This window comes from Pediococcus acidilactici (assembly GCA_024970065.1).
GTDB lineage: Bacteria > Bacillota > Bacilli > Lactobacillales > Lactobacillaceae > Pediococcus > Pediococcus acidilactici_A.
In genome coordinates, this window is record CP103908.1 from 777,087 (window position 1) to 799,622 (window position 22,536).

At 42.3% G+C, this 22,536-nt stretch carries 17 protein-coding genes and 1 tRNA gene; 14 read left to right on the forward strand and 4 right to left on the reverse strand.

Annotated features, from left to right (window positions below):
* Positions 1-402 precede the first annotated feature (402 nt).
* Positions 403-2,346, forward strand: coding sequence for a PTS sugar transporter subunit IIA (locus tag NYR25_03575; GenBank protein ID UWF34482.1), 1,944 nt, complete (start codon positions 403-405; stop codon positions 2,344-2,346).
* 210 nt (positions 2,347-2,556) lie between these two features.
* On the opposite strand, the gene NYR25_03580 is transcribed toward NYR25_03575, so the two are convergent.
* Both NYR25_03580 and NYR25_03585 read right to left on the reverse strand, forming a co-directional pair.
* Complete coding sequence (locus tag NYR25_03580; GenBank protein ID UWF34483.1) at positions 2,557-3,516, reverse strand: beta-galactosidase small subunit; 960 nt, start codon at positions 3,514-3,516, stop codon at positions 2,557-2,559.
* Positions 3,500-5,380 (reverse strand): beta-galactosidase, encoded by a 1,881-nt coding sequence (locus tag NYR25_03585; GenBank protein ID UWF34484.1) that lies wholly within the window; start codon positions 5,378-5,380, stop codon positions 3,500-3,502. Before NYR25_03585 ends, NYR25_03580 begins: the two co-directional genes overlap by 17 nt.
* 278 nt (positions 5,381-5,658) lie before the next feature.
* Between NYR25_03585 and NYR25_03590 the strand changes: the two genes are divergently transcribed.
* Genes NYR25_03590 through NYR25_03600 form a run of 3 tightly spaced genes read left to right on the forward strand, consistent with a single transcriptional unit; the run spans position 5,659 to position 9,341 of the window.
* Positions 5,659-6,822 (forward strand): galactokinase, encoded by a 1,164-nt coding sequence (locus tag NYR25_03590; GenBank protein UWF34485.1) that lies wholly within the window; start codon positions 5,659-5,661, stop codon positions 6,820-6,822.
* A gap of 54 nt (positions 6,823-6,876) precedes the next feature.
* Entirely contained in the window at positions 6,877-7,866 is a 990-nt protein-coding gene (galE, locus tag NYR25_03595; protein UWF34486.1) for a UDP-glucose 4-epimerase GalE, read from the forward strand.
* A 14-nt stretch (positions 7,867-7,880) separates the two neighbouring features.
* The gene (locus tag NYR25_03600) at positions 7,881-9,341 is read left to right on the forward strand and encodes a UDP-glucose--hexose-1-phosphate uridylyltransferase (GenBank protein ID UWF34487.1); all 1,461 of its coding nucleotides are present in this window, start codon (positions 7,881-7,883) and stop codon (positions 9,339-9,341) included.
* Positions 9,342-9,652: 311 nt separating this feature from the next.
* Here NYR25_03600 and NYR25_03605 read toward each other — a convergent pair whose 3' ends face one another.
* Complete coding sequence (locus NYR25_03605; GenBank protein UWF34488.1) at positions 9,653-9,991, reverse strand: transcriptional regulator; 339 nt, start codon at positions 9,989-9,991, stop codon at positions 9,653-9,655.
* A gap of 298 nt (positions 9,992-10,289) precedes the next feature.
* Here NYR25_03605 and NYR25_03610 point away from each other — a divergent pair, with 298 nt between their 5' ends.
* The 8 genes from NYR25_03610 (at position 10,290) to NYR25_03645 (ending at position 19,038) form a co-directional block, all read left to right on the forward strand.
* Positions 10,290-11,735, forward strand: a complete 1,446-nt coding sequence (locus tag NYR25_03610; GenBank protein ID UWF34489.1) for an amino acid permease — start codon at positions 10,290-10,292, stop codon at positions 11,733-11,735.
* Positions 11,736-11,935: 200 nt separating this feature from the next.
* A complete protein-coding gene (locus tag NYR25_03615) occupies positions 11,936-12,181 on the forward strand; it encodes a hypothetical protein (protein ID UWF34490.1) in 246 nt (81 codons plus the stop codon).
* Positions 12,182-12,478 carry a hypothetical protein gene (locus NYR25_03620; GenBank protein UWF34491.1) on the forward strand — a complete coding sequence of 99 codons (297 nt, stop codon included), beginning with the start codon at positions 12,182-12,184 and terminating at the stop codon, positions 12,476-12,478. It begins immediately after the preceding gene.
* A 232-nt stretch (positions 12,479-12,710) separates the two neighbouring features.
* Complete coding sequence (locus tag NYR25_03625) at positions 12,711-14,183, forward strand: hypothetical protein (protein UWF34492.1); 1,473 nt, start codon at positions 12,711-12,713, stop codon at positions 14,181-14,183.
* On the forward strand, positions 14,176-15,363 hold the full coding sequence (locus NYR25_03630; protein UWF34493.1) for an FAD-dependent oxidoreductase: 1,188 nt from the start codon (positions 14,176-14,178) through the stop codon (positions 15,361-15,363). The genes NYR25_03625 and NYR25_03630 overlap by 8 nt, the downstream gene beginning before the upstream one ends.
* A gap of 11 nt (positions 15,364-15,374) precedes the next feature.
* Positions 15,375-17,186, forward strand: coding sequence for an aryl-sulfate sulfotransferase (locus tag NYR25_03635; protein UWF34494.1), 1,812 nt, complete (start codon positions 15,375-15,377; stop codon positions 17,184-17,186).
* A gap of 23 nt (positions 17,187-17,209) precedes the next feature.
* Positions 17,210-17,863 (forward strand): Crp/Fnr family transcriptional regulator, encoded by a 654-nt coding sequence (locus NYR25_03640; GenBank protein ID UWF34495.1) that lies wholly within the window; start codon positions 17,210-17,212, stop codon positions 17,861-17,863.
* A 218-nt stretch (positions 17,864-18,081) separates the two neighbouring features.
* Complete coding sequence (locus NYR25_03645) at positions 18,082-19,038, forward strand: SDR family oxidoreductase (GenBank protein ID UWF34496.1); 957 nt, start codon at positions 18,082-18,084, stop codon at positions 19,036-19,038.
* Between the two features lie 291 nt (positions 19,039-19,329).
* Here NYR25_03645 and NYR25_03650 read toward each other — a convergent pair.
* Positions 19,330-19,400 (reverse strand) — tRNA-Gly (locus NYR25_03650).
* A gap of 194 nt (positions 19,401-19,594) precedes the next feature.
* Between NYR25_03650 and NYR25_03655 the strand changes: the two genes are divergently transcribed.
* Complete coding sequence (locus NYR25_03655) at positions 19,595-20,455, forward strand: aldo/keto reductase (protein UWF34497.1); 861 nt, start codon at positions 19,595-19,597, stop codon at positions 20,453-20,455.
* 247 nt (positions 20,456-20,702) lie between these two features.
* Positions 20,703-22,391, forward strand: a complete 1,689-nt coding sequence (gene argS, locus NYR25_03660; protein UWF34498.1) for an arginine--tRNA ligase — start codon at positions 20,703-20,705, stop codon at positions 22,389-22,391.
* Positions 22,392-22,536 lie beyond the last annotated feature (145 nt).

Sequence of the window (22,536 nt, forward strand, 5' to 3'; positions counted from 1 at the left end):
GGCTAATCGACTAATAATACTTATTGAATAACTATTATTTTATTTGGTGCGAATGAATTGGACCATTTTGGCCACCGTTAATTTTTTATAGGGGACTTTTTGAGAAATGTTAACTTCTTAAAAAATCCCCTATTATTTTTGCTAAATTTTTAGTAGTCATTTTTTGGAGAACTTGTTTAAAAATGGGTAGTAAAACTACGTAAATTATATTAAAAGTTTGGAATAAAAGATTGAGAGCGGGTAGAATGCTGATTTGTAGGGAATCAGGTCGAGGGAATGCGCAATCATTTTAAGCACAAGGTAATAAAATAATTGAACAAATTTTACTAAAAATATATTGACATCTCTTCTGGAAACGATTACATTTAGTGCATAGATAGTTAAAGGAGATTTGTGTAGATTATGGATGCAGAAGTTAAACAAAGTAAGGGTCGTAAGATTACCTCACGACTAGCTTACTCATTTGGTGCATTTGGTCACGATGCATTTTATGCAACACTTTCAACATATTTTATTATGTTTGTGACTTCCCATTTATTTGATAAAAGTAGTGGGGCACAAGGAACAAAGATGATCGCGTACATTACGATGATCATCGCGGTATTACGTTTTGTAGAGCTTGCCATCGATCCGCTGATCGGAAACGCAATTGATAATACTAATTCGCGGTGGGGACATTTTAAACCGTGGATTGTGATTGGTGGGACAATCGGTTCGGTTGTTTTAGCGCTTTTATTTACCAGTTTAGGGGGATTGAACACCTCTAACCCAATTTTGTACTTAATCGTTTTTGCCATTTTATATATTACGATGGATGTTTTCTATTCATTTAAGGACGTTGGGTTCTGGTCAATGATTCCTGCCATTTCGTTTGATTCGGCAGAACGTGAAAAGACGGCAACCTATGCTCGGGTTGGTTCCAATATCGGGCAAAACATCGTCGGTGTCGTCGTTATGCCAATCGTTTTAATGTTTTCAACGAAGGCTAACAGCGGTCAGGGCGATAATCGCGGTTGGATGGCCTTCGGGATTATCATTGCGGCAGTTGCGTTAATTTCGGCTTTTGCGGTAGCAATTGGTACCAAGGAAAATGATTCGGAATTACGTAAAAATACTGAAAAAACTACGTTCAAAGAAGTTTTCAAAGTGTTAGCCCGTAACGACCAGTTGATGTGGTTATCTTTAACTTACGGAATTTACACTGCCGGAATGGCAATTACCAACTCACTTGAACTTTATTACTTTACTTACATTTTAGGTGACGCTTCGAAGTTTACGTTGCTTGGCTCGTTAAATGCCATTATTGGGGTCTTCGCCGTATTGGCCTTTCCTCCATTGGCAAAGAAATTTAGCCGTCGGAAGGTTTTCTTCTTAGCAATTTCAGTTATGGTGATTGCATTGGCAATGTTTGCCTTTGCGGGTCAATCATTACCAATGATTTTAACCGCTGCCGTGCTATTCTATATTCCACAACCACTGATTTTCTTGGTTGTTTTGATGGTACTCAGTGATTCTGTTGAGTACGGACAATTGAAATTTGGTCACCGGGACGAATCGTTGACGTTATCCGTTCGGCCGTTGCTTGATAAATTAGGTGGAGCCATTTCAAACGGGGTGGTTGGTTTAACTGCTGTTTGGGCCGGAATGACTGCTGGCGCAACGGCGGGTGACGTCACTGCTCACGGCCAAGCAATCTTCAAACTGATGATGCTTGGGGTTCCTGCGTTAATGATTTTAACCGGAGCGTTTATCTTCTTTAAGAAAGTTAAATTAGATGAAAAGATGCACGCTCAAATCGTTGATGAGCTCGAAAAAACTTGGGCAAAACATTTGGAAACGGATGAAACTCCTGCAGAAATCGAGACTGATGCTAAAGTAACTATTTACCACAACCCAGTTGCTGGGAAATTAGTTAGTTTGGATAAGGTTGCGGACGAAACGTTTGCTGATGGAAGCATGGGCAAAGGATTTGCAATTAAGCCGACGGATGGTCGAGTTTTGGCTCCGTTTGATGGTGAAGTGGTTGCAACCTTCCCAACTCGGCACGCAATTGGCCTTCGCTCTGATCAAGGAATTCTAACCTTAATTCATATCGGAATTGGTACCGTTAACATGCGGGGAACCGGTTTTGTTCAATACGTTGAAAAGGGCGATCACGTTAAACAAGGCGAAGAGTTGATTGAATTCTGGCAACCAGCAATCAAGAAGGCTGGGCTGGATGATACCGTAATGGTAGTCATTACCAACAAAGAAATGCCTGAACTTGAATATCTCAAAGACATGGGTACGGATGTTAAAGATAATGAAGGCGTTTTGAAATTATCGAACACGGAATTGCCGGATTAAATTTTAGTTATAAGAAGAACTTCTCCATTTGGGGAAGTTCTTTTTGTATGTCCCGAAGACGCTATAAAAATATTTCGATATATAGATTTGGTAGGGACCAAACGTGGGACAAAAGTCAATTTGTTCCGGTTAGCTGCAAAATAGCCATTATGCCAGATTCAGGCATAATGGCTATTTTTACTTTAACGCTCGCAAACTACTGATTTTTATTTAAAAATGGATATTAAAATCGAAATCAATGTTTTGGTCAGCGGGGATGTGGTAACGTTGTTCAACATCGGCCCCCCAACTGTCGATCCCGCCGACTCCGCGAACCGCGCCGTATATGGAGAGCACGGTGCGTCTTGGTAGTGGGAGCTCCTCAATGTGTGTAGCATTTTCGAGTTCTGCGGCAGTATATGGTAAACAACTGAAGGCAAACGGCTTTTTGGCTTGGCTGAAAGTCAGGCTAAAGGGTTGAGAATCGGGATCCGCATTGTTTTGGGTAGTTGAGCGGGTCACGGTTAGTTGACTGGTTTGCATGTGCATCCCGCATTCTTGAGGCACCAGGTAGGGGGTGACTGGTAATCCGTCAACGTGAAATTGGCCATGCGTTGCGCCTGCTAGCCGGTCGGGATAGGTTTCGCCCGAAAGCCCCGTATAATCAAAACTAGTGGCTGTCGTGGGCATAATAAAGCGTAAACCAAACGCGGGTAGTTCAGGCAAATCTGCCCGGCCGGTGAAATGAACCGCAACGTTAATATTACCGTCACTAGTAACGGTGTAAGTGATCGTTACCGAAGTACTTGGTACGGTCGGCGTGACCAAATGGTAGGTTAGGGCAACCTCATTTGCGTACTCCCGGTTAGTGTAACGATTATTAAAGGGGGCAATGGGTAAGGGTTGTAGCGCCTGGCCATCTACCGCTAATTCAATTTTTTGACAAGTGGTAAACCGGTCGGCTGCATACCATTGGGAAGCCTTAACGTCAAAACCATTTCCACGGTCGTTATCAGTAGTTGCCCGCCAGAATAACGGAGTCGGGGTGCGATAGAGCCATTCTTTATTATTAACCACTAAAGACTCAAGGCCCCCGCGCTCGTAGCTAAAAAGATAGTGAAAATTGGGGCCGGCCACTCCTAAACTACCGTCACCATATATTACGTGTAATTGGCTATTTGTGTAATCCATAATAGTATTTCACCTCCTGCATTGCTGGTTTGGGTGTTCGATCAGCAAACAATAATCCATCTCCCGAAAACTCATAGTCAGAATGGCGTTCATCAAAGTCACCGCCGTAACGAAGAACTTCTTGATTGGTTACCGGATCGTGAACCAAGAGGGCTTGGTCAATGAAGTCCCAAATAAACCCGCCTTGGTACATTGGATACTGATCAATTAAGTCGTTATATGATTGCATGCCACCCAAAGAATTACCCATATCATGCATGTATTCACAGTTTAGGAAGGGTTTATCCGGGTTATTTTCTAGGTAACGCGCAATGTTAGCTGGGGTTTCGTACATCCGACTTTCCACGTCAGAAATGCGATCCCGAAATTCGGGAGCCCGGACCACACCTTCGTAATGAACTAGACGCGAAGAATCGTGTTCCTTATAGAAAGCTTGCATGGCTGCAATGTCTTCTCCCGCAAAGGATTCGTTACCGAGGGACCAGAAGATGATTGATGGATGATTTTTAAACCATTCGTAATTAGAACGGGCACGGTCAACCACGGCTGCTAACCAGTGGGGATTATCGCCGGGAACGTTATAAGAAGGCTCCACTGCGCCCATTTTTTGCCAGGAGCCGTGAGATTCCAAATTATTTTCGGCCATCACGTAAAGCCCGGCTTCGTCGCAAAGGTGGTACCAGGGAAGCTGGTCCGGATAATGGCAAGTTCGAACGGCATTGATGTTGTTATCCAACATGATTTGAATGTCCTTGCGCATATCGTCCAGCGAAATGACTCGGCCACTGCGAGCATTCCATTCGTGACGGTTAACTCCGTTGAGCACTAGGCGGTGGTTGTTAACGTAAATGACCTTGTCCTCGCGTAATTCCACTTTTCGAAAGCCGAATTGATAGGGAACGACTTCTAAGAGTTGCTGCTGTTCATCGTAAACTTTAATCAGTAATTGATATAAAGTCGGTGAGGTTGGGGACCAGAGTTTTAAATTGTCGAAGGCAATCTTTTTAAATGAAACTTTACCAGTTCCCGTCTGGGTTTGCGCTGCTAAAAGTTGCTGATTTTGATCAGTCACGCTTAACTCTAAAGTAGCGCTAGTGCCAGAAACGGTAGCCTTAACCGTAAGGACGCCACTCTTAAAATCGGCGTTCACCTCGGGTTTAATATCTAAATCAACAATGTGCGCATCGGGAAGGGCAAGTAAATTAACGTCCCGGAAAATCCCGGAAAAACGGTACATGTCTTGATCTTCGATAAAGGCCGCGGTGCTCCGTTTGTAAACGCGCACGGCCAGGAGATTATCACGTTCTTGAACGTAAGGGGTTAAATCGAATTCAGAAGGGGTGAAACTGTCTTCAGCATACCCAATAAAATGCCCGTTTAACCAAACGTAGAGGGCTTCCTCAACCCCTTGAAATTGAATGATAACCCGATGATTTTTGAAAGAATCGTCAAGGTCAAATTTTTTCAGGTATGAGCCAACGCTGTTGTCGCTCGCGTCACTAAATAAGCCGGGTTCTAGTTGATCTTGGTTAAGCGTGTACGGCGGGCGCCGATATATTTTACCCTCCCAGGGATACAAGGTATTAATATATTGGATCTGGCTGTAACCTGCTAATTCGATGTGTCCGGGGACTTGAATAGTACCAAAATTGGCGTCGTCAAAATCAGGTAAATAGAACTTGAGCGGCCGTTTAGCTGGCGTTGTGGCAAAATGAAAACGCCAAGTCCCGTTAAGGCTCTTTACAAAGCTACTACCAGTATTAAGTTCGTCTAAATTACGATAGTAGTGATGGTCACTATGAGCGGGTAGTTGATTTACTCGGAAAGTTTCGGGATCATCAAGCCACTGTAGATTTGCTTGCATAATAAAACTCCTTTCATTAGCGTAGATAAAACGCTTACAACAAAATGATAGAACAAAAAGTTATGTTTGTATACGTGGTTTTAGTTAAACTTTAACTATAATCAACGATTTTTATGAGATTTTAGGAAACTTCACTTTAATAAAAGGGTAATATCAATGATTATATATAAAACGCTACCATTTTTATTTCTACGCGCATAGAAGGGTGTTGACAAGTGCCTCTGAAAGCTATATATTCAAGTTAATAAAATTTTAGTAAAACACGGAGGGTACATATTATGAACGCAACTGACTTAAAGAAAGAATTTTCCGAAATTTTTGACACCAAACCTGAAAGGGTTTTCTTCTCCCCGGGACGGATTAACTTAATTGGTGAACACACTGACTACAACGGTGGTCACGTATTCCCATGCGCAATCACAATCGGAACTTATGGGGTTTACGCACCCCGGACGGATAGTACGGTCAGAATGTACTCGGCTAACATTCCGGATTCAGGAGTAGTTACGTTTGACGTGAATAACCTCGAATACGATCAGGCAGCGGGTTGGACGAATTATCCAAAAGGGATGATGAACGAATTGGTTAAAACGGGAGCTAAGTTTGACCATGGATTTGACCTTTACGTACACGGCAACATGCCAGATGGTGCAGGTTTATCATCCTCAGCTTCCATTGAATTATTGACCGGAGCTATTTTAAACACCGCTTTTAATCTAGGCGTTAGCCAATTAGACTTAGTCAAAATTGGCCAAAAGTGTGAAAATAACTACGTAGGGGTTAACTCTGGAATTATGGACCAATTCGCAGTTGGAATGGGGAAGCAAGAACAAGCGATTTTACTGGACACTAATACCTTAGATTATTCATACGCTCCAGTTAAGTTAGGCGATCACGTAATCGTAATTATGAATACGAACAAACGCCGTGAACTTGCGGATTCTAAATACAACGAACGCCGCTCAGAATGCGAGGAAGCACTGCGTCGTTTACAAACTAAGCTAGACATCAACTCTTTAGGTGACTTAACAAATGATGAATTTGACGAAGCAGCTTACCTAATTAACGATGAAACTTTAATCAAACGTGCTCGTCACGCCGTTTCTGAAAATCAAAGAACCATTCGGGCAGCTAAGGCGTTGGCAGACGACGACTTGAAGACGTTTGGTGACTTAGTTACGGCTTCTCACGTTTCACTCCACTTTGATTACGAAGTAACTGGTAAGGAACTAGATACTTTGGCAGAAGCAGCTTGGAAACAACCCGGCGTACTTGGAGCCCGGATGACCGGTGCTGGTTTTGGTGGTTGCGGAATTGCAATCGTGGAAAAAGACCAAGTGGAATCCTTTAAGGAAAACGTGGGCAAAATTTATCGCGATAAAATCGGCTACGACGCTGACTTCTATATTGCAGAAGTGGCTGACGGACCTAAAGAACTTTAATATTAAAGAATTTTAAATAACGATTACGCATTGAGAGATTGAGGAGGAATTAGAATGGCTGTCTTAGTTTTAGGTGGTGCTGGTTATATTGGCTCACATGCAGTTGATCAATTGATTACGAAGGGTTATGACGTGGCGGTGGTTGACAACCTTGTTACCGGACACCGCGCAGCAGTAAACGACCAGGCTCGTTTTTACGAAGGCGATATCCGAGATACTGAATTTATGGATTCAGTTTTTACTAAAGAAGATGTGGAAGGTGTAATTCACTTTGCGGCCTTTTCGGTTGTCCCGGAATCAATGAAGAATCCTTTGAAATACTTTGACAACAATACCGCTGGAATGGTAAAGCTTCTTGAAGTAATGGCTAAGCATGGTGTGAAACGGATTGTATTTTCATCTACTGCGGCAACCTATGGCGAACCTAAGCGGGTGCCAATCCAAGAATCGGATCCCCAAGTGCCTACCAACCCCTATGGCGAAAGCAAGTTAGCGATGGAAAAAATTATGCATTGGTCAGACATTGCCGACGGAATTAAGTTTGTCGCGTTACGCTACTTCAACGTGGCGGGAGCCAAACCAGACGGCAGCATTGGCGAAGACCACCATCCCGAGACTCACTTAGTACCAATTATTTTACAAGTGGCGGCTGGCGAACGCGACCAGTTACAAATCTTTGGGGACGATTACCCAACTGCTGACGGAACCAACGTGCGCGATTATGTTCATGTAGTTGATTTAGCAAATGCCCACATCTTGGCATTGGAATATCTCAAACAAGGACATGATAGCGACGTATTTAACTTAGGATCGTCAACTGGTTTTTCAAATAAGCAGATGTTGGATGCCGCTCGTGAAGTAACCGGAAAAGAAATTCCTGCGGTTATGGCGCCTAGACGTGCAGGTGACCCAAGCACCTTAGTAGCCGCTAGCGAAAAGGCCCGGAAAGTGCTCGGTTGGCAACCGCAATATGATGACGTTAAGGAAATTATTAAAACCGCTTGGAATTGGAAAGTAAGTCATCCCAAGGGTTACAATGATTGAGGAGGACAAGCATCATGAATAGTTTAGAACAATTTGTCCAAGCCGTAATTGATTCACCATCGCAGTACACCAACTTGGACCATATTTATGTTTATAATCGTGTTTTAGGCTTGGTTGGCGAAGGTGAACCAGCTGAAGCCGTTGATGGACAGTTGACGAGTTTGGTAGATGCGTTAGTTAAGACGGCTATCCAAAACGGTAAAATTGAGGATACTCAATCAGATAAGAGCATTTTAGCAGACCAACTAATGGACTTGGTGACGCCGTTGCCTTCCGTTTTAAACCAGCTTTTTTGGGATAAATATCAGGTGAGTCCTAAAGCGGCTACCGATTATTTCTTTAAATTAAGTAAAGCGAACGACTACATTAAAACCCGAGCGATTGCTAAAAACGTATCTTTTCCGGCTCAGACGGACTTTGGGCAGCTTGAAATTACCATCAATCTCTCGAAACCGGAAAAGGATCCTAAGGCAATTGCCGCGGCCCGTAACCAACCGCAAAATGGCTATCCTTTGTGCCAACTATGCATGCAAAATGAGGGGTATTTAGGTAGGTTAGGTTACCCATCCCGCAGCAATCATCGAATTATTCGGATGACGGTAGGCGGCGAAACTTGGGGTTTCCAATACTCGCCGTACGCATACTTCAACGAACATTCGATTTTTCTAGATCAAATTCACCGTCCAATGGTGATTAACCGGCAAACTTTTGCTAACTTATTGGAAATCGTTAAGCAGTTACCACATTATTTTGTGGGGAGTAATGCTGATTTGCCAATTGTTGGGGGATCAATGTTGTCACACGAACACTATCAAGGTGGCCGACATGTATTTCCAATGATGAAGGCGCCGGTTGCTAGGACCATTGACTTAGGGATGACTGGCGTGGAAGCTGGGATCGTAAAATGGCCAATGTCGACCATTCGCCTAACTAGCAAAAACCCGGTCGCGCTAACGGATGCGGCCGTTAAAATCCACAATACTTGGATGAATTATTCCGATGAAAGTGTGGATGTCAGAGCATATACCGATGGAACGCGTCACCATACAACTACCCCAATTGCCTATAAAGATGGGGAGAACTACGTGATGGACGTGGTCTTGCGGGATAATCAAACCTCGGCAGAGTTTCCAGACGGCATTTTCCACCCGCACCAAGACGTACAACACATCAAAAAAGAAAATATTGGATTGATTGAAGTAATGGGTAGGGCAATTCTGCCAGCTCGGTTAAAGACGGAACTGGTGGAAGTAGAAAAGTACCTGTTAAACCAAGAAAATCAAATGGCAGAAATGCATAAAACTTGGGCTGATCAACTAAAAGAAACTAAGTCGATCACGCCAGCAAACGTTACTGAAGTGGTCAATACGGCCGTTGGTAATGTTTTCGCGCGGGTTTTAGCTGATGCCGGTGTTTTCAAATGGGACGACGCTGGTAAGGCAGCCTTTGCTCGTTTTGTTTCCGCAGTTAAGTAATGGGGCAAAATGGCAATTGTTGAGCCCTCTGGATTAGACATCTCACGAATTTTTATGTGCTTAGTGCGGTAAAGTTAATAAAATAAGAGGCTGGAAAAAATAAAGCGATATTTTATCAAGGATAAAAAGATTCTTAAAAAGCTGTTTTGGCGTCAATAAGGCCAAAGCGAGCGCCAAAATCCAGTCTGTTCCGTTTAACCAAAAAAAAGATCGTTACGCCAAATTCAGGCATAACGGTCTTTTTTTGGTTAATGCTCGCAAACTACCCAACTTTTGTCCCACTTCTTTTCAGTTGTGCACCGTTGCTTAAATTAATCCTTCCGCAAATAGGCCTTCGCAATGGCTTTTAAACCACGTCGCTTAAAATCGGTAACCGGTTCGCCGTTAAAGTAGCGAATGCTATCGATGGCTTCCTCGATGGTCATACTTACGGGGTGGTTTTGAATCTGGGAATCTTCTGAGCGCCCCATTAAGTAATCGAGGGATACGTCAAGAACTTCCGCAACCTGAAGCAGCTTGTCAGCTCGGGGAGCTTGCGTTTGCCAACGGTAAATACTATTAACCCCAATTCCAGCGTGTTGGGCGGTGGTTTTAAGATTCCAATTTTTCTTTAACTTTGCGGTTAGTTTGATCCGGTCGACGAGGTCCATCGAATTCCTCCACTCTAATTATCGAATTCAGTACTTTTGGCGATGACAAATTTTGCCAAAAGTCTGTAGAATAAATAAAAAAATTTTTGTGCGGGTCAAATCCCTAAATGACGGGCTTTTAAGACGTCCTTAAACTAAAATTATTTTACTGAATTCAGTACTTTTTTGTCAATTCGGCTATCTTAAGTATTGGCGAAGTAAACAAAATTAAAATTTAATTAATTTTTTAATGGAAATCTATTTATTTTTGCGGCGTTTTCTGGTGTAATAGGGTATAAATATTTAAGGAGGACAATTTATGGAAACTACGGGTAACAACCGCAATTTTCGTTGGTACAACATTGCGTTGATTTCGTTTACGGCCGTTTGGGGCTTGAACAACGTGGTCAATAACTTTGCTAATCAAGGCCTCGTGGTCATCGTTTCTTGGATTTTGATCATGGCGCTATATTTTATCCCTTACACTTTAATGGTTGGACAACTGGGGGCCACCTTCCAAAACGCGGAAGGTGGGGTCTCTTCGTGGATGAAGGAACTATCCACTAGTCGCTGGGCCTATTTGGCAGCTTGGACATATTGGATTGTTCACGTACCTTACTTAGCCCAAAAACCACAGGCAATTTTAATTGGATTTAGTTGGCTTTTCCAGAGTAACGGGAATTTTGTTAACCAGACTCCGTCATACATTGTTCAAGCGCTGAGTCTGGTGATTTTCTTGATTTTCTTGTGGATGGCTACTAAAGGAGTCACCACGCTTAATCGTGTGGGAAGTATTGCGGGAATCGGAATGTTTACCATGTCGATTTTGTTCATTATTTTAGGTTTAGCGGCACCATTTATTGCGCATTCATCGATTGCTACGGCACACATGGATCAAGTTAGCACTTATATGCCAAAATTTAATTTTAACTACTTCACCACGATTTCCATGCTAGTTTTCGCGGTTGGGGGAGCGGAAAAAATTTCACCATACGTTAATAAGACGCGAAATCCTTCCAAAGAATTTCCTCTAGGGATGATTTTACTTGCGATCATGGTGGCACTTTCAGCTGTCCTAGGTTCGTTTGCGATGGGAATGATTTTTGATGCCGACCACATCCCTAACGACTTGATGGCGAACGGGTCGTATACGGCTTTCCAAATTTTAGGAAATTATTTCCACGTAGGTAACTTATTAACCTGGATTTTTGCAATTTCCAATATTTTATCGACTTCGGCGGCGCTTGCGATTTCAGTTGATGCACCGTTACGAATCTTCTTAAATGACGCCGATAAAAACTTTGTGCCAGCAAGTTTGCGGCGGAAAAATAAGAATGGTGTCGCGATTAACGGTTATAAATTAACCGGAGTTTTGGTTTCGATCATTATTATCGTTCCGGCGCTGGGTATTGGTGGAATGAATGACTTATATAACTGGTTAATGAACCTTAACTCAGTCGTAATGCCGATGCGCTATCTTTGGGTATTCGTAGCGTACATGCTATTGTCGAAGCAAATCAAGAAGTTCAATTCCGACTACGTATTTGTTAAAAACTCGAAGATTGGCTTTGGCTTTGGATTATGGTGCTTCTTATTTACCGCATTTGCATGTATTTTAGGGGTGATTCCTAAGATTGACTATGCAGCAAATCCGACAACTTGGTGGTTCCAATTGGCAATGAACATCATCACGCCGTTTGTTTTAATTGCGCTAGGGGTCATTATGCCAATGATTGCAAAACGACAAGTTAAGGAAGAACTATAAAGATCACGGATAATTTAGGAATGAAGCTGGTAGTTATTGATAACTGAGCTAGCTTGGCGAAAGCTTTGGATTCGGTTTTAAAATTAAGGGTTTCTCCAGAATTTTAGATTCTGAGAGGCCCTTTTTTTAGGTTAGAAAATTTGACAAATACGAACGTGTGTTTGTATAATTAAGCCAATATATTAATGAGGGTGATGGTTATGCAAAAATTAAGCGGAATTATTACTTCGTCAATTAAAATTGTCAGTTACTCGCCACTTTTAATGTGGTTTCAGCTGACGGACCGCCGACAACGAAAATACAATATGCTGATTCATACGCACGCGTTGCGTTTTTTCCAAGAAGCACGACCTGGATCAGCGTTAATGGCTTTGGTGCGGCCTAACCAACGCGGCCAAATGGTGGTTCGCCAGTTTACGGTTTTTAATGCGGAAGTGCTAGTTTAAATGGATCAGGATGCTAAGGTGATTTTGCAGCGAATTCAACGGTATTTTAAAAAAATTCCGAATACATATTATGCAATTAACGTTGTCGACGACCAGTTTGACGATTGTTATAACTTCTTTTTCATTGTTCATAAAAAGAACGGACGGCCACATTCAATTCCTCTGCGAAGGGTGACCCCTTATAACCTTGAATCTTTGAAAGAAGTGGTGCGCGAGATTCGGAAAGTTTATCAATTAACGATTAAGTACACTGGATTTACGACGGAACAAATTCGTTGGTTACAGTCTCCTAAGTAGTGTGATTTGGTGGACGATTTGCATTAGAGTAGCGGTAACCATCTCCAAAATTTAATATTAATTGAATCCCTTCCCATGGTGGGAGGGATTTTTTTGTACACGCACAAAAATAATCACTTTATTTGAGGAACTGTTGGGTAGCGAACAGTTTTTTGACCGAAATTTTGGTAAATTAATTGTGAAATAAATATCAAACTTACGCACGGATTTTATCGGAAAAGAGGTTGGTGAAGTGAATAGCTTAAAGGGTGGTGAGCAAGGATATGAGATTGCGTTTTATGGAGGTAAAAAAATGGGGATGGTCCCCATTGTGGTTTACATCATTGTTAGCGCCGGGTTAGCAATCTTTTTCCAAGTATATTCAATGAAGGGATTGGCCGTCGCTTCGATAATTGGTCTTTTTGCGGACTTTTTCTTTGTAAAAGAGAAGGCTAAGTATTGGAAAGTAATTATTAAAGGGTTAGCGCAATTTGGCAACTCTAAATTGATTTTTACCTTCATCTTAATTGGGTTGTTCACTAAATTATTGACGGTGGGCAACATTGGGAGTGGATTTGTTTGGTTGAGTACCCAAATGGGAATTACCGGAAGTGGTTTCGTGGTTTTTACGTTTATCGCCTCCACAATTATCTCCATGGGGACTGGGGCACCCATTGCGGCGGTATTTGCGGTGGTGCCAATCTTTTACCCACCAGGGATTATGTTAGGAGCGAAAGCCGCAGTTTTAGTAGGAGCAATTTTGAGTGGCGTTTTCTTTGGAGATGCAATGTCGCCCAGCTCGCAGGTGATTAATACCACCATTGATACACAGCATGATAAGCAGACCCACAAGTCCGCTGACTTACAAGGCGTAATGAAGACTCGGAGCCCGTATTTAATCGTAGTTGCGTTGCTTAGTGCAATTTTATTTTACATGTCTGGCTCTACCGGCGCGGCCATTAATCCAGTTCAACTGGCAGTAATTAACCAAAATGCCGACGGCAAGGGACTATTTATGCTGATACCAATTGTAATTTTATTAGTGGTTAGCTTTATTAAGAAAGATTTATTTTTAGGTCTATCGTATGCTACGGTAATCGGATTGGTTTTAGGGGTGGTCCTAGGAAGCTTCCAGATTGGAGATGTTTTAAGGGTTAATCGGCAGCACGAACTACTCGGAATCCTAGTTACGGGAACATTCAGCATGACGGATATTATTATTTCTTCCATATTATTGTTTGGCATGATTGCGGTGGCCGTGGAGTCGGGATGCTTGGATATGTTGTGTGAATGGATTTTAAAAAAGAAGGTTATTCAGTCCCCGATGGGCGCGGAGTTAGTTTTGGTGCTCACCATTGGGGTAATTAATATTTTGCTTTCGGGCTGTGTTCTGCCAGCAATTTTGTTATTTAGCAACGTTGCGGACCAAATCGGCCAGAGCGCAAATATTTCACCCAACAAGCGCTCGTATCTACTAACTGGGGCAGCAACAACGGTGACGGCGATCATTCCCGTTAATAGTGCATTTGTAATGGGTGCGGTTACGTTAATTAATCAAATAAATGTAACCGGTTACGGCAAGGTGGGGGTTAATCCGTTTGAGATTTTTGCTTCCAGTTATTACTGCATCTTGCTTACCCTAGTTTGTTTCTTATGGGTTTTTAAACGGGAAAAGCAAAGTAATCCAGAAAAAATAGGAATCAAAGGAGTATCGAGAAATGCGTAACGAATATGATGTATTAATCGTCGGCGGGGGCCCGGGTGGTTTGACGGCGGCAATTTATGCCGGGCGCGCCGAATTAAAAACCCTTTTAATTGAAAAAAGTGGTTACGGTGGACGGATTACTGAAACGGCAGAGGTTAAAAATTACCCAGGGATTGAGTTAGATTCTGGAAGCCACCTAATGGAGACCTTTAAAAAACACGCCGAAGATGGGGAGACCGTGGAATTAAAGCGCACGACGGTAACCAAGGTGCAACCTAGTGAGGGAGGTTTCGTGGTATCAACGAAACGACGGGGCGATTTTACAGCTAAAACGGTAATTTTAGACTTAGGAACCGTTCCGCGTGAATTAAATATTAGTGGTGAAAAAGAGTTTGTCGGCCAAGGAGTTTCGTACTGCGCTACCTGTGACGCGGAATTTTTTAAGGATCAAGAAATTTTCGTGGTTGGAGCAGGGGACCAAGCCATCGAGGAATCCGAATATTTAGCTAAATTTGCCAAAAAAATTAACATTGTCGTGCTCCATGATGAAGGTGTTTTAGATTGCAATGAGGTGGCCGCTAAGAATATTAAAAACAATCCGAAGGTTAACTTTATTTGGAATTCAACGCTAGCAGAAATTAAAGGGGGCGAAAAAGTTGAAGAAGTAGTTGTTAAAAATGTAAAAACTGGAGCATTAACTACTCACACGACCAAGGGAGTGTTCTTCTTTATTGGGATGACTCCTCAAACTAGTTTGGTAAAAGGAGTGGTTGAAAGGGATGAACACGGGTACATTCACGTAAATGAGAAGCAAGAAACTAATTTGCCAGGATTATACGCAATCGGGGACTGTACGGATAATTATCTGAAACAAGTAGTTACAGCTTGCGGAGATGGCGCTTGTGCGGTAGTCGCAGCAGAACGCTATCTGACTGAAAAAAAACAGCTAGACCAAATTTTAAACGATTCCAATGCAAAAGTGGCGTTCATCTTTTTCAATCCGTATGAAACCCAGGACATTGACCAAGCAACCAAGTTTGAAAATGCCTTGGTAGAAAAATATAAAGTCTACCGTCAGGATGTTTCACACCAAACCATCTTGTTTAACCAGTTGAAACTTACCCAAACGGTCGCGGCAGCATTGTACGAAAATGGTCAGTTGATAAAAGTTGTTAATAGTATTGATGAATTAGAAAAATAGGGGTGAATAACATGGGACAACCTTCAGTATTCCCGCACGGGACCACAATTTATAAACCGGAGAAGTGTTTTAACGGCTATACAATCGTTCCGCTGATTAACGACGGGGTTTTACTATTTGATATGAACGGAAATGAGGTTCGCCGTTGGAATATGCACGCAATGCCGCCTAAATTGTTTAAAGGTGGCTACGTAATGGGTTCTTCGGGGAACCGTCATCCTGATTATGGAATGCAAGACGGAGTTAACTTGATTGAAATTGACTATGACGGCAACATCGTTTGGGAGTTTGACAAACTTGAAAAGATTGACGATCCGGGCCGGGATCACCGCTGGATGGCGAGATCTCACCACGATTTCCAACGGGAGGGCAACCCGGTTGGCTACTACGTTCCGGGCCAAGAAGCAAAACCGCTTTCGGGCAATACGTTGATTTTAGGGCACCAAACGATCCATAACCCTAAGATTTCTGACAAACGGTTGTTAGATGAAATTATGTATGAAGTGGATTGGCAAGGGAACATCGTTTGGCAATGGTCCATTAACGAACATTTTGACGAACTAGGGTTTGATGAGGCTGCCAAGAACGTCTTGTTCCGCGACCCTAACATGCGTTCTTCCGATGGAGGCGTCGGAGATTACCTCCACGTTAATTGCATGAGTTACTTGGGACCAAATAAATGGTACGACGCTGGAGACGAGCGTTTTAAACCGAACAACATTATTTTTGACAGTCGGGAAGCAAATATCCTAGCCATTTTAGATAAGGATACGGGAAAGATTGTTTGGAGAATTGGTCCGGACTTTAATGCTTCACCAGAGCTAAAGAAGTTAGGGTGGATTATTGGGCAACATCACCTGCACATGATTCCTAGAGGACTACCTGGCGAAGGCAACCTCTTAGTCTTTGATAATGGGGGGTGGGCAGGTTATGGCGTTCCAAATCCGGCTTCTCCAATTGGAACAAAGAACGCCACCCGGGACTACAGTCGAATTATTGAATTTGACCCAACCACTTTGAAGGTGGTTTGGGAAGTTACCCCTAAAGATTTTGGACACGCTATCCCAGTGGACGCAAGTAAATTTTATAGCCCGTACGTTTCTTCGGCACAACGGTTGCCGAATGGTAACACGCTGATTGACGAAGGGTCAGATGGGCGCTTAATTGAAATTACAAACGAAAAAGAAATCGTGTGGGAATGGATTTCACCATATTATTCGCATACCGATCCAGGACAACCTAAAAATAACATGATTTATCGGGCGTATCGTTATCCTTACGACTACGTGCCGCAAGAACCAGTACCTGAAGAAGTGGCGATTGAGCCAATCGATAACACGACTTACCGGGTTCCAGGCGCTGGTAAACTAGGTGCTAAGAAAGTTATCGATGTAGAAGGAACTTTGCCATATTACGCTGACGTTGCTTTATGTGTGGCTACGGATGACGAGGATGATACAATTAATAAGGAAAAAGTGTTTGACGTTGATAAAGACTTCTTTGCGCCTCTGACCACTGCTACCTTTGACGAAGCTGTCTTAGAAAACCAGGAGAAGCCAGTTCTAGTCCTATTCGGCGCAGAAAGATGTGTGCACTGTAAGGCTCTGCATCCAGTTTTAGAAGAAGCGTTAAAAGAAGACTTTGCTGATGACTTTATAATTCATTACGTAGACGTGGATGCCGAAACTAAGTTGGCTGAACAGCATAAAATTGCGGGAATCCCGGTCGTAGCCATCTTTAAGGACGGAAAGGAATTACAACGCTTTAATGGTGAACGTGATTACGATGACGTTTGTGATTTTCTGGAAGATGCCCTGAAATAACTGATGGACAGGAGGGATTCCTGATGGAACAGCGCGATTTTGTGAAAAGTATTTTGCAGCATCCCTTAATTCGAAATCATTGTCGAATTGAAGAATACAAAAGAAATATTATCGTAAAGACCCCAGGAACCCTAATTACGGAGATTGGAATTGTGCTCAAGGGCTATCTTAAGGCGATTATCTATTCTAGATATGGTAAAGAAATGTGTGAAACGATTTTCGGACCCAACAGCATCATTTTAGAATATTTACATTTCTCGGGAGATAAACGGTCCACGTACAATTTAGGTTCAATTAACCAATGCCAGATTTGTTGGATTCCGATTGAAAATTTTTCAAAAGTGATTTTCGAAAATCCCGAACTTTCTAAAATGTACATCCACCAGTTAGCCAAACGAGGGCTGGAAAATCAGCGTTTGATCACCTGTTTGGGTTATAAAACGGTACGCGAACGGGTTGCTTACTGGATTATTAGCGGTGGTATTTCAGCGATGGAAAACACCGAAGCAACTGAGCTTGAATTCCCAGTCTCACAAGAAGTATTTTCAGAAATCTTACACGTGACCCGTTCATCATTGAATCAAGAGCTCCAAAAAATGAGTGCAGACGGACTTTTTACGGTGAAACGAAACGTGTTGAAGAATATAAATTACGCTAAATTAGTTAACGAGATTTAAAAACAAAAGACAGTTATACGAAATACCTCCTACCTAAAAAACCCCCGATTTTTGTGAATCGGGGGTTTAGTGTCTCGAGAAATTTGGTTGTCCGTGACTTTTTTCAAGAATTTTTGGGCTGCTTATGGGAGCGTGTTTATCTTGTTTCAAAAAAGAGTTACAATACAAACGGAAATATTGTGATGAATTGAACTTGTAAAGTGAAAGGGTTGTTAAGTATGAGATATATCGTTACGGGTGCCGATGGAAAGTTAGCCGGACGAGTTGCTGAATTGATGTTAAAAGAAGTCAGTGGTGATCAGCTGACGTTCACTTGCTACAAAATGGAACGCGTACCCAAAGATAAACTGAAGCGTTGGGAAGATGCGAGGGTGCGAGTTGTTGAAGCTAATTACAATGATAAGGAATCGATGCTTAAAGCCTTTAAGGGCGGAGATCGACTCTATTTAATTTCTGGTCTTGACGTGGGTAAACGCGTTCAGCAACACCGTAATGCAATCGACGCAGCTATCGAAATGGGCGTTAAACACATTACCTATACTTCATTTGTTGGGGCGAGAAATCCGGCGTATAAGCATATTTTTGTAACACCTGACCATACTGCTACTGAAGAATATTTGGAAAGTACGGGCATCGATTACACTGCTTTACGCAACAACCTATATATGGAAACATTCATGACAATGCGGGCCATGTTAGCCTTTATGTCTAACAACCGGTGGGTCACAACTGCCGGGGAAGGTAAGGCCACGCTAGTTTATAAAAACGATTGTGCTAAGGCAGGGGCTGCTTCACTTCTTGGAAAAAGTACTCGCAAAGTTTACAACATTGTCGGCTCAGAATCAGTTTCTATTCGTCAAATAGCAGAAATGATCAGTGAGCGTTCAGGACAAAAAATCGAATACGTCCCAGCTACACCAGAACAATATTACGATTATTTGGAGGCTTTAGGGATTCCTCATGATATGTCTGGGGTCTTTTCAAAATCACCGGCGCCATTTAGCGCAAACGATGTGGTTGACAATGACCAATCGGTTGCAGACGGTTTGCTAGATGTTAAATCGAACGATATTGAGGAATTGACTGGTGATAAGCCTAAGACACCCGAAGAAGTCATTGGTGAGTTCGACTATATCTGGAAAGATCACATCACTAATTGGCGTCAAATGAAATAGCTTCGCAATCTAAATCAGGACACCATTTTTTAAATATGTGCGTAGATTAAAGGACAATGATAGAGAGTAAAAAACCGCTCGATTAATTCGGGCGGTTTTTATTACGCGTTTGATATGTAAAATTGTTCAACATTTAAATTATTCGTTTGGGGACAGATTGGGAACAGGAGGGAATCTTTCCGCGATACTCATGGATAACTACCCAAAATCAAAAGTGCCGCAATCCCAGCGTTACCAAAGGATTGCGGCAATTTTGATTCGTTATTGAAACCTTCTCAGAACATACAAAAAAGCGAACGACGGGAATCGAACCCGCGACACAAGCTTGGGAAGCTTGGATTTTACCACTAAACTACGTTCGCAATTGCAAAATTTATTTTAGTCCAGTTTGGAAAAAATGTAAAGTAGAATTTAGTTAATTTACATGTTAAAACGGGTTAGCAAAAAGATTGATCATCCCGCTACTTCAACGGGTGCGAATTGGCTAGTTTTGGTGCCAATTTGATTTTTCGCGGTTATAATAGACTTGAAACCATCGCATTAACGGAGGAAAACAATGATAAAACAGACATTTGAATTTGATGATGAGTTACGGGTAAATCGTTTAGGGTACGGAACGATGCAATTACCTGGACACGGTGTCTGGGGGCCCAGTGCCGACGAAGCCAACGCGGTCGCCGTGGCAAAGCGGGTGTTAGATAGTGAAGTTAACTTCATCGATACTGCGGATGCGTACGGACCATTCTACGCAAATTTATACCTTAAAGAAGCGTTAAGGAGCTACCAAGGGCCACATAAAATGATTGCCAGCAAAGTCGGGTTCACCCGGCAGGGTCCGGACGTGTGGACGGTCGTGGGCGACCCGAATTACTTACGGCAACAAGTAGAATTGAACCTATGGTCTTTAGGACTGGAATCAATTGACTTAATGCAACTGCACCGGGTGGATCCCCGTTTTTCAATCGAAGAACAGGTCGGTGTCTTAGCGGACATGCAAAAAGAGGGTAAAATTAAGCACATCGGTTTGAGCCAAGTTTCGGTAGAAGAAATTAAACGTGCACAGGCAGTGGCTAAAATTGCTTCAGTACAAAACCGGTATAACTTAATTGATCGCCGGGACGAAGCGGTTCTTGACTATGCCGAGTCCCAACACATGGCGTTTATTCCGTGGTTCCCGTTGGCAACTGGAAAGTTAGCTTCAGACCAAAATAGCATTTTGAACCAAATTGCCCAGAATCATCTAGCGACGCCAAGCCAAATTGCGTTAGCTTGGTTATTGCAACGTTCAGAAGTAATTTTACCAATTCCAGGGACTTCAAATATTAAACACTTTGAAAGTAACATTCAAGCAGCGTACATTACGTTGGCACCTAATGAATTTGAGGCCCTTAATCAGTTAGCTGAAAAAGTTAATTAGCAAATCAAAACATACTCTGTTATAATGATTCAGTAATAAGTAGAATAGTAGTAATCTTCAGCGTTATCCTAGCGAGTCTGAGTTGATGGGAGTCAGATATAAGGCGGAGATGAAGGCGTGATTCTACGGATATTAAATTAAATAAATAAGTGGATTATTTTAATCAAGTAGAGTGGTACCGCGGGAAATCTCGTCTCTTACATTTAACGATGTAAGGGGCGTTTTTTTTCGCAGAAAGGACGGAAATATGGATTATAAGAATCAAGTTGTTGGAGCATTAAAACCAGTTTTAAACGAATACCTATCGGATAGCGAAATCTATGAAAAGATTGAAGTGCCAAAGGAAAGCAAGCTAGGTGATTTGGCTTTCCCAACCTTTACCTTAGCTAAGGTTTTGCGTAAAGCACCTCAAATGATCGCCCAAGATTTAGTTGAAAAAATCGACCAAAGCGACTTCGAAAAAGTTGAAGTTGCGGGTCCTTACATCAACTTCTTCCTAGATAAGCAAGCCTTTGGTGAAGAAGTCTTAAGAACGGTTCTTGACCAAAAGTCAGCTTATGGTGATAACGACGATGGTCAAAACGGGAACGTTCCAATTGATATGTCGTCACCTAACATTGCTAAGCCAATTTCTATGGGTCACTTACGTTCGACAGTAATTGGTAACTCCTTAGCCTTAATTATGGAAAAAAATGGTTATCACCCAATCAAGATTAACCATTTGGGAGACTGGGGAACGCAATTTGGTAAATTAATTACCGCATATAAACTATGGGGTAGTGAAGAAGATGTAAAGGCTGATCCAATCAACAAACTTTTGGAATACTACGTTCGTTTCCATAAGGAAGATAAGGAGAAACCGGAACTAGACGACATTGCTCGGGACTGGTTCAAGAAGTTGGAAGATGGCGACGAAGAAGCTACTAACCTATGGAAATGGTTCCGTGAAGTTTCGTTGCAATCCTTCAAGCAAATTTACGATAAATTAGGGATTACGTTTGATTCTTACAAAGGGGAAGCCTTCTATAACGATAAGATGGATGAAATCGTCCAAATTTTGGAAGATAAAAACCTCTTAAAAGAAAGCCGCGGAGCGCAAGTCGTCGATTTGGAAAAGTACAACTTGAACCCAGCCTTAATTAAGAAGACCGATGGGGCCACCCTTTACATCACCCGGGACTTGGCAGCAGCCCTTTACCGTTACCGGACTTATAACTTTGTCCAATCACTTTACGTGGTTGGTGCCGAACAAACTAACCACTTTAAGCAATTAAAGGCCGTATTGAAGGAAATGGGCTATGACTGGTCTGACGACATCCACCATATTCAATTTGGTTTGATTACGTTGAACGGAAAGAAATTGTCCACCCGTTCAGGTCGGGTTGTCCTCTTGGATGAAGTCTTGAATGACGCGGTAACCTTGGCGAAGAAGCAAATCAACGAAAAGAACCCTGATTTAGCTAATGCCGACACGGTTGCAAAAGAAGTTGGGGTTGGCGCGGTAGTCTTCCATGATTTGAAGAATGAACGGACGAACTCCTTTGACTTTAATCTTGAAGACGTTGTGCGTTTTGAAGGGGAAACTGGTCCATACGTACAATATAGTCGGGCACGGGCAGAAAGTATCCTTCGGAAGGCTGATAGCGAAGTTACAACTGACCAATTGAAGATTACGGATGCGAATGCTTGGGATACCTTAAAAGCGTTGCAAGAGTTCCCAAGTGTAGTTCAACGTGCAGCAGCTCAATACGAACCATCAGTTATTGCGAAGTACGCCTTGAGCTTAGCGAAATCCTTCAATAAGTACTACGCAAATTCGCGGATTCTTGCCGACGATGCTGAAAAGCCAGCACGGTTAGCGTTAGTTAAGAGCGTTAGCTTAGTGCTTGAAGAAGCATTGCGCTTGCTTGGCGTTAAGGCACCGGAAGAAATGTAAAATAAATCGCTAAATATTGTTAAAAGGAAACCAAGTGCGAAAGTGCTTGGTTTTTTTTAGTGAAAACGAATGGGCGGTTGGGATTATTAAAAATTTAGTATTCTCACTAAAATTTAATATAAAGAACAAATTGCGTTTTTTTTGC